5 protein-coding genes and 3 pseudogenes are annotated in these 7319 nt (G+C 67.5%); 1 reads left to right on the forward strand and 7 read right to left on the reverse strand.

The window, feature by feature from the left end; all coding sequences use genetic code 11:
- The 7 genes and pseudogenes from HKK72_RS33245 to HKK72_RS41720 all read right to left on the reverse strand — a co-directional run.
- Positions 1 to 972: substrate-binding domain-containing protein (locus HKK72_RS33245; RefSeq protein ID WP_187238389.1), on the reverse strand; the 972-nt coding region annotated here is incomplete at its 3' end.
- Positions 969 to 1985, reverse strand: coding sequence for an ABC transporter permease (locus HKK72_RS33250; protein WP_187238390.1), 1017 nt, complete (start codon positions 1983 to 1985; stop codon positions 969 to 971). The genes HKK72_RS33250 and HKK72_RS33245, both read right to left, overlap by 4 nt.
- A 7-nt stretch (positions 1986 to 1992) precedes the next feature.
- Positions 1993 to 2988: an ABC transporter permease gene (locus HKK72_RS33255; protein ID WP_187238391.1), complete on the reverse strand. Its 996-nt coding sequence runs from the start codon at positions 2986 to 2988 to the stop codon at positions 1993 to 1995.
- Positions 2981 to 4447 (reverse strand): sugar ABC transporter ATP-binding protein, encoded by a 1467-nt coding sequence (locus tag HKK72_RS33260; RefSeq protein ID WP_222721453.1) that lies wholly within the window; start codon positions 4445 to 4447, stop codon positions 2981 to 2983. The genes HKK72_RS33255 and HKK72_RS33260 overlap by 8 nt, the downstream gene beginning before the upstream one ends.
- Positions 4447 to 4845 (reverse strand): annotated as a pseudogene (locus HKK72_RS33265) (Gfo/Idh/MocA family oxidoreductase); the annotation flags it as partial. The pseudogene HKK72_RS33265 and the gene HKK72_RS33260, both read right to left, overlap by 1 nt.
- An 832-nt stretch (positions 4846 to 5677) precedes the next feature.
- Positions 5678 to 5800 (reverse strand): annotated as a pseudogene (locus HKK72_RS42980) (IS481 family transposase); the annotation flags it as partial.
- Positions 5800 to 5910: pseudogene (locus HKK72_RS41720) on the reverse strand (IS481 family transposase); the annotation flags it as partial. The pseudogenes HKK72_RS41720 and HKK72_RS42980, both read right to left, overlap by 1 nt.
- 1018 nt (positions 5911 to 6928) lie before the next feature.
- Here HKK72_RS41720 and HKK72_RS42985 point away from each other — a divergent pair.
- Positions 6929 to 7219 (forward strand): helix-turn-helix transcriptional regulator, encoded by a 291-nt coding sequence (locus HKK72_RS42985; RefSeq protein WP_410050370.1) that lies wholly within the window; start codon positions 6929 to 6931, stop codon positions 7217 to 7219.
- Positions 7220 to 7319 lie beyond the last annotated feature (100 nt).

Raw genomic sequence — 7319 nt, forward strand, 5'->3', positions numbered from 1 at the left:
CTTCTTGTCCTTCCACATCTTCAGGAAGTCCTGCTGGTCCTCTCCGGTGATCGGCGGTACGTCCCGTCCGGCGTCCTCGAACGCCTCGACGGCGGCGACCGAGGTGGCACCGGAGTCCATCCAGACCCCATCGATGCCGCCGTTGCGCTGGATCGCGTCGGCGACGATGGTCTTGGTCTTGGCCGGGTCTCCGTCGGTGAACTTCACGTCCACGACCTTCATGCCGGCCTTGTCGAGCGCGAGCTTTGCCGCCGACCACCGGTTCTCCAGGACGTCCACGCCCGGGGAGATCCGCAGCGCCAGGACCTTCCCACCCGGCTTCACCTTCTGGACCAGGAACTCAGCGGCGGTGGCGCCGTAGGCGTAGCCGCCGATCGGGTGGATGAAGGTGACCGGGCAGTCTGTGTTGACGCCCCGGTCAAACACGATCACTGGCACCTTGCCGCAGGCGGCGGTAACCGCCGGAGTGAGCGTGGCGGTGGTGTTGGGCGAGACGATCAACGCGTCACAGCCCTTGCCGGTCAGCTCCTGGATGTCGGAGATCTGCTTGTCATCCTTGCCTTGCCCGTCGAGGACGGTGAAGTCGGTGATCTCCTTGTGCTGCGACACCTCCGCCCGCATGTTCTTGAGGCCGACCTGCCGCCACGGGTTGAACACCCCGGCGTTCGAGAAGCACAGGTGGATGCCGCCGCTCTTCTTGTACTTGCCGGTCTGCACCATCTGCGGATCGAACATCTGCTCCCACGGACGGTCGGGCGGACCCTGCGGGGTCTTGTTCCGCAGCGCGAGCTGCTTGTCGTACTCGGCCTGTTCGAAGAATTTCGACTGCGCGTCGCCGGTCTGGGCGGCGCTGGTGGACGTACCCGGGGTGGCTCCCCCGGCGGGCGCGTCGCTGGAACACGAAGCCAGCGCCGACGCGACGGCGAGCGCACCGGCGGCCATCGCCGCGGCGGACAGGTTCCTTCGTCTCATGTCTCTCCTCGGGGGGTGGTTATGGGGATTGCGGACTTCGGGCGGCGGAGCCGGGACCAGTTGACGGCTCCGAGCGAGACTGCGGCGATGACGATCAGCCCCTGGACGGTGGACTCCAGCGCCCCCGAGACGCCACGTAGGTTGAGCAGCGTGAACAGTGCCTGCAGGGAGAATGCGCCGGCCATCGCGGCGGCCACCGAGCCGCTGCCGCCGCCGAGCGCGGCCCCGCCGAGGACCACGGCGGTGATGGCCTCGAACTCATAACCCCGTCCGGCCTGGGCGGAGATCCCGGAGAAGCCGCCGACCAGCACCGCGGCGATCGCCGCCGCCACGCCGGACAGTACGAACACGGTCGTGCGGACACGAGCGACGCGCACCCCGGCGAGCGCGGCGGCCCGCTCGCTGTCGCCGGTTGCCAGCAGCACACGGCCGAAGTCGGCGCGCATCACCAGCACGACCACGACACCGACAGCCAGGCAGATGATGACAGCCCAGGGCAGCGAGCCGACCACGTTCCCGCGGCCGAGCACCCGAAAATCCTCGGGCAAGCTGCCGTGCGGCGAGCCCTGGGTCCAGAAGAAGACCGCGCCTTCCAGGATCAGCATCATGCCGAGGGTGGTGATGAACGACGGCACCCGCAGCACAGTGACGATCAGTCCGCTGACCAGGCCGATCAGTGCTCCCCCGGCCAGCAGCAGGGCCACCACGGCGAGCCACGGCGCGCCGGGGAACTCGTTGAACGCCTCGGCCGCCACGACCACGCCGACGGTGACCAGCGAGCCCACCGACAGGTCGTAGCCACCCGACACGATCACCAGGTACTGACCGGCGGCCAGGATCACGAGCGGCGCCGACCGCTTGATGAAGGCCAGCAGCCGGTCCGGCTCGAAGAACCCGGGGTCGGTGACCGCGATCGCCGCCAGCAGCACCGCGAGCAGCACGTACACCGGTGCCCCGGCCCGCAGCGCCCGGCGCAGTCCCTCGCCCCGAGTACCCACCGTGAGTGTGGTCATGTGTTTGTCACCTGCCCTCCCGCCCACGGCGTGCGTAGAGCGCGACCGCCGCGATGATGACCGCGCCGCGGACCACGTTCTTGAAAAAGGGGTCAACGCCGAGCTGGTTGAACACGCTGTCCAGGACGGCGAGGATCAGGACCCCGCCGAGGGTGCCGGCGACCCCGCCGCGCCCACCGGCCAGAACCGTCCCGCCGAGCACCACGGCGGCGATCGACTCCAGGTCGTACCGTGCCTCGGTGCCCGCCCACGGGGCGCCCGCGCCGAGCCTGCTGACCAGCAGCAGCGCGGCGAGGCCGGCGCACAGCGAGCACAGGACATGCGCGGCGATCTTCACTCGATGGGTACGGACCCCCGACAGCCGGGCGATCTGCTCGTCTCCGCCGACCGCGTACATGTGGAAGCCCAGCCGGGTGCGGCGCAGCACCAGCCATAGCGCGGCGGCCGCTCCGGCCAGTACGAACGCCGACACCGGGACGGGGCCGATCCGGTCGTAGCCGAGACGCTGGAACGAGACCGGGACCTTTCCGGCCGGTCCCGTGTAGGTGTCCTCGATGTAGCCACGCAGAATGAACGCCACGCCGAGCGTCGCGATGAACGCGTTGACCTGGAGCTTGGTGATGACGATCCCATTGACCAAGCCCACCGCCGCCGCCAACCCGAGCACCGCGAGCACCGCGGGCAGCACGCCGCCGTCCCGGCCGTTCATGGTCTCGGCGGCGACCAGCGTGCAGATACTGATCAGGTACGCGACCGACAGGTCCAGCGAACCGGTGAGGATGACGATCGTCTGGCCGAGCGCCACCAGCCCGAGGACCACCGAATTGTGCAGGATGCCGACGACGTTGGTCAGCGTCAGGAAGTCGCCGCCCCGTGCTGCCACGATGATCCAGCCCAGCGCGGTCACCCCGACCAGCGCCAGGTACACCATCACGACGGGATCGGTGAACTTCGCAGCTTGGGACCGCCGCCGGTCGGCTGTCCGTACGGCCAGCTCAGTCATTGGCACTGCCTCCGGTGGCCAGTCGCATGACGTCCTCCTCGGAGGGACCGGCGGGGAGCTCACCGGCGATCGATCCCTCGCGCATGATCAGCACGCGGTCGCTCATCCCGATGAGCTCAGGCAGCTCGGACGAGATGATCAGAACCGCCATCCCGTCCCGAGCCAGCTCCCGTACCAGGTCGTGGATAGCGGCCTTGGCGCCCACGTCCACGCCGCGGGTCGGCTCGTCGAAGATCAGGACTTTGGGTCGCATGCCCAGCCACTTGGCGATCACGACCTTCTGCTGGTTGCCGCCCGACAGGTAACGGACCGGCTGGTCGTGCCGGCGGGCGGTCAGCCGAACGCGCTCCAGTACCTCGCCCACCGCGATGCCCTTACGCCGTGCAGCGCGGGCGGCGAGGAGGGTGTTGTCGCGAACGGACTGGCGCAGCGCCAGCCCCTCGGCCTTGCGGTCCTCGGTGACCAGCGCGATCCCGGCGTGGATCGCCTGGCGGGGTGCGGTGAGACGGATCGCCTTGCCGTCCACGCGCAGCTCCCCCACAGTGAACGGGCCCACGCCGAACAGCGCCCTGGCCAGCGAGGTACGACCCGAGCCCTGCAGCCCGGCCACCCCGACGACCTCTCCGGCGCGCAGCTCCAGGTCGATGCCGGACAGCTTGGTGTTGCCGCCGCCGGTGACCTTGAGCCGCGGCCGGCCGACGTCGCCGGGCGCCGCGCGATCCGGGTAATAGGCGCTCAGCTCACGGCCGACCATCGCCCGGACCACCTGGTCGATGTCGGTGTCCGCAGTCCGCAGCGCGGTGACCAGGCGGCCGTCCTTGAGCACGGTGATCCGCCGGGAGAGGTCGAAGACCTCGCGCAGCCGGTGCGAGACGTACAAGATGCCGAGGCCACGCTCAGCGAGCCGGCGGACCAGCGCGTACAGCAGCTCGACCTCGTGACCGGCAAGGGCCGCGGTCGGCTCATCCATGATCAGGATCCGAGCGTCGGTGGCCAGTGCTTTGACGATCTCGATTACCTGCTGTTGGGCGATCGAGAGGGTCCGCACCGGCGTGCGCGGGCCGAACGAGTCCTCCCCGAGTTCGCCGAGCAGCTGCGCGGTGCGCCCGTCCATCGCCGCCCGGTCGATGAGGCCGCGGCGGGTCGGCTCGCGGCCGAGGAAGACGTTCTCCGCGACCGTACGCTCAGGGAGGAGCGTGAGCTCCTGGTAAATGGTGCCGACGCCGGCGGCCTGCGCCCGAGCGGGATGCCCGAAGGTCACCGGGTGGCCGTCGATCTCGATGGTCCCGGCATCCGGGACATGCACCCCGGCCAGCACTTTCATCAGCGTGGACTTGCCGGCGCCGTTCTCGCCGACGACCGCGTGCACCTCGCCCGCCGCCAGCGCGAGGTCGACGTCGGCGAGTACAGGCACGCCGAAGAAGCTCTTGGAGATCCCGGTCATCGTCAGCAGGGCCATCACGAACCTCCGATCGGGGTCCAGCCGCTGCCGGCGGTGCTGTCCGCGGCGGCCAGAACCCGCTGAACCTGCGGCCCGTCGGTGAACGAGGGCTCGGGGGCGGTACCCACGGCGAGCATCACGCGGACGCCCCGGGCGCGGGCCGCGTCCGCCGCCGCTGCGATGGCCTCGGCGACGGTGTTGGCCAGCGGCTTCTCGTACAGCACATGCTTTCCCCCGGCCAACGCGGCCACTGCGGTCTTGGCGTGTGAGTCGCCGGGTGTGCAGAGGTCCACTAGGTGCACGTCGACCCGGCGGACCAGGTCTTTCCAGTCCGTCTCGGCCGCCGCCCAGCCGAGCCGGTCGGCGGCGCCCCGCACGTCCGGGCCGGTACGCCCGGCGAGCGCCGCAAGCACAGGCCGGTACGGAGTGTCGAAGAACGCGGCGACGTTGTGCCAGGCATGCGAGTGGACACGGCCATGAAGGAGTGTCCGACCATGCCGACGCCGATCCCCGCCTTACCCTTGATGAGGCCGACGACCTTTCTGCCCGTCGCGGTGTTCTCCATCGTCACCTGGGATTCCCTTCCCATCCGGCTCAGGTCGCTGGTCGGACGCGACGTGGTCGCTGCTGAGTTGGGCAGTGCCGGCACTGCCCACCCGTTGCTGAGTGCGCGATCGGCAGCTATCCGCCTTTTGGGCGATGTCTGCGGCAGAGGGCCTGAGGGCGGTCTCCGGTCGCTATGTCATGCCGTCCACACCCGCGCTTCACGTCTCGTTTGTCCTGTGAAGTTAGCTACTTCCGTGTGAGTTGACAAGAGTTTCAATCGAAGGGAGCGAAACTTTCTCTTGTCCTGGACAAAGCTCCGAATTGGGCGGATCGTGGGGATCCGGTCGTTCCCGTACGCCTCCTGCAGCCCTCGACAATCGGGACGGACACGATGGGCTGCGACCGCACCACCCGGAGCAGGGAATGGCGGGAGCACGCAGGGTTCTTGAACCGTGTCCGCTCGAATATTGGGTTCGGACCGTTTGACCTGCATGTTCAGGCGGCCCGCTGGTCGGGGGGAGTCTCACCCCCGGCTCCCACAGAATCCTTACGTGAGCCTCTCGGCTCATACGGCTCTTGTCATCCCGGCCACCAGCTGGATGGGATCCATCTCCAGTGCGCGAACATGCGGAGGTATCTTTTGGTGATCTCCCGCAGCTTGCGGTGGGCTTTGGTACTCCCTGTAGTCGTTTGTTCCTGCGGCCGATAGGCCGAGCCGTTGTCGCCGAGTACGCGTTGGGTGTTCACGCCGCGGGCGACGAACCAGGCGACGGCGTCGCGTAGCACCTCGATGGCGGTAATGGCCTTCACGTCGTCGCGTATCTCGACACCTCGTACCGCTCGGCCGCCCGAGCGACCGGCCAGCCGTCATCGACGATCAGACGCGCCGGCCGAAGACGCCCGCGAGGACTCAAAGCAGCATTAGCGTGGGACACGAAGGCCTCCAGTTGGCGGAGCGGTTCCTGGACAACTCCACTCCACAACCGGAGGCCTTCACCTATCACGCACATTCACACCGTGTCATCACGCAACCTGCCTGGGCAGTACAGCCGGCACATTATCCGCCCATGTTTGCTCGCTGTTAGCTCGGACGTCGGGGAACACCACGTCAGACGCCGGCAGGTTTCGACAGCAGATTTGGGTTGACCACGCAGAGATCGATACGAATCGGCACTGCGCTTCACCAGCCGACATCGGGCAACACCATGTCGAGCGGACTTCTAATCCGACGGTCGGGGGTTCGAATCCCTCCGGCCGCGCACCGTCTGACCTGGGCATTCTCAAAGATCACGAGGAGCCCTGGTCGCCGTTTTGAGGCGGTTTACGGACCGTGTTTACTCGATGTCAGCTCCCACGTCGCGATCTTGTCGCCGCCCGTGATCGTATACGCGCCCCTGATCGCAGCAGTCAGGTCGAACGGGATGGACCCGACCCGGGAATCCGGGCTGTCGCGACTGGTGCTCGGTGATTGTTGTAGTGCCGTGCGCACTCGGTCAGCACGGTGAGGGCGTGTCGTTCGCTGTAGATCAGCATCCGATCGGTGCACTCGGTCCGCACGGTCCGCACGGTCCTCTTCGCATAACAGTTGGCGTGCGAGCCGAGTTCGCCTTCGGCCATGGCATCGCGTCGGGCATGGGCAAGTGGAACTGCTCGTGTGTACCGCATCCAGCTAGTTACACGGAGGTTACAGGTCCTGGTGTTGCATCACCCGTAGCGCTTGCTCAGCGGCTGGCCGGGACGCGAGGAGATGATGCGATGAGTGCTCGAACTCCTGCCACGGCAGCGATCCTTCCGCCAGCGCCGGCCATGGCCGCCCCCGAGCCTGATGGTCGCGACCTTTCAAGTGTCCACGAGCTCGTCGGAGATCGGGTCCGTGTTCGTCAGCAGACCTTGTTTCAGCAGATTCAGGCGTTCATCGACCGTCGGCTCGACGATCCCTCCTTGACGCCGGAGATGATCGCTGATGCCCACCACATCTCTACCCGAACGCTCCAGCGGCTCTTCCAGGCCCACGGAAGCGCCGTCGCCAAATGGATCCGCTTCCAGCGGCTGGAGCGCTGTCGGCGTGACCTGGCCAACCCGCTCCTCAGCGAGCAATTGATTCAAGCCATCGCTGCCCGATGGGGATTTTCTACCCCCGCGCACTTCACTCGAGTGTTCCGCGCAACCTATGGGCTCAACCCCCAGGACTACCGGCGGGGTGTGTCAGGAGCGGGTGCCGCATCAATGCCATCAATTCACTGATCAATAAATCTGGCGAGCGTAATCCGAACACGCCGTGCGTGATGAACACTCGGCAGGGAAGATCGTCGCCGAGTGTCTGCGGTTGCGGCTGCACCGGCTA

Origin of the sequence: Actinomadura sp. HBU206391, assembly GCF_014323665.1 — a bacterium.
In the GTDB taxonomy this organism is placed as follows: Bacteria; Actinomycetota; Actinomycetes; order Streptosporangiales; family Streptosporangiaceae; genus Actinomadura_C.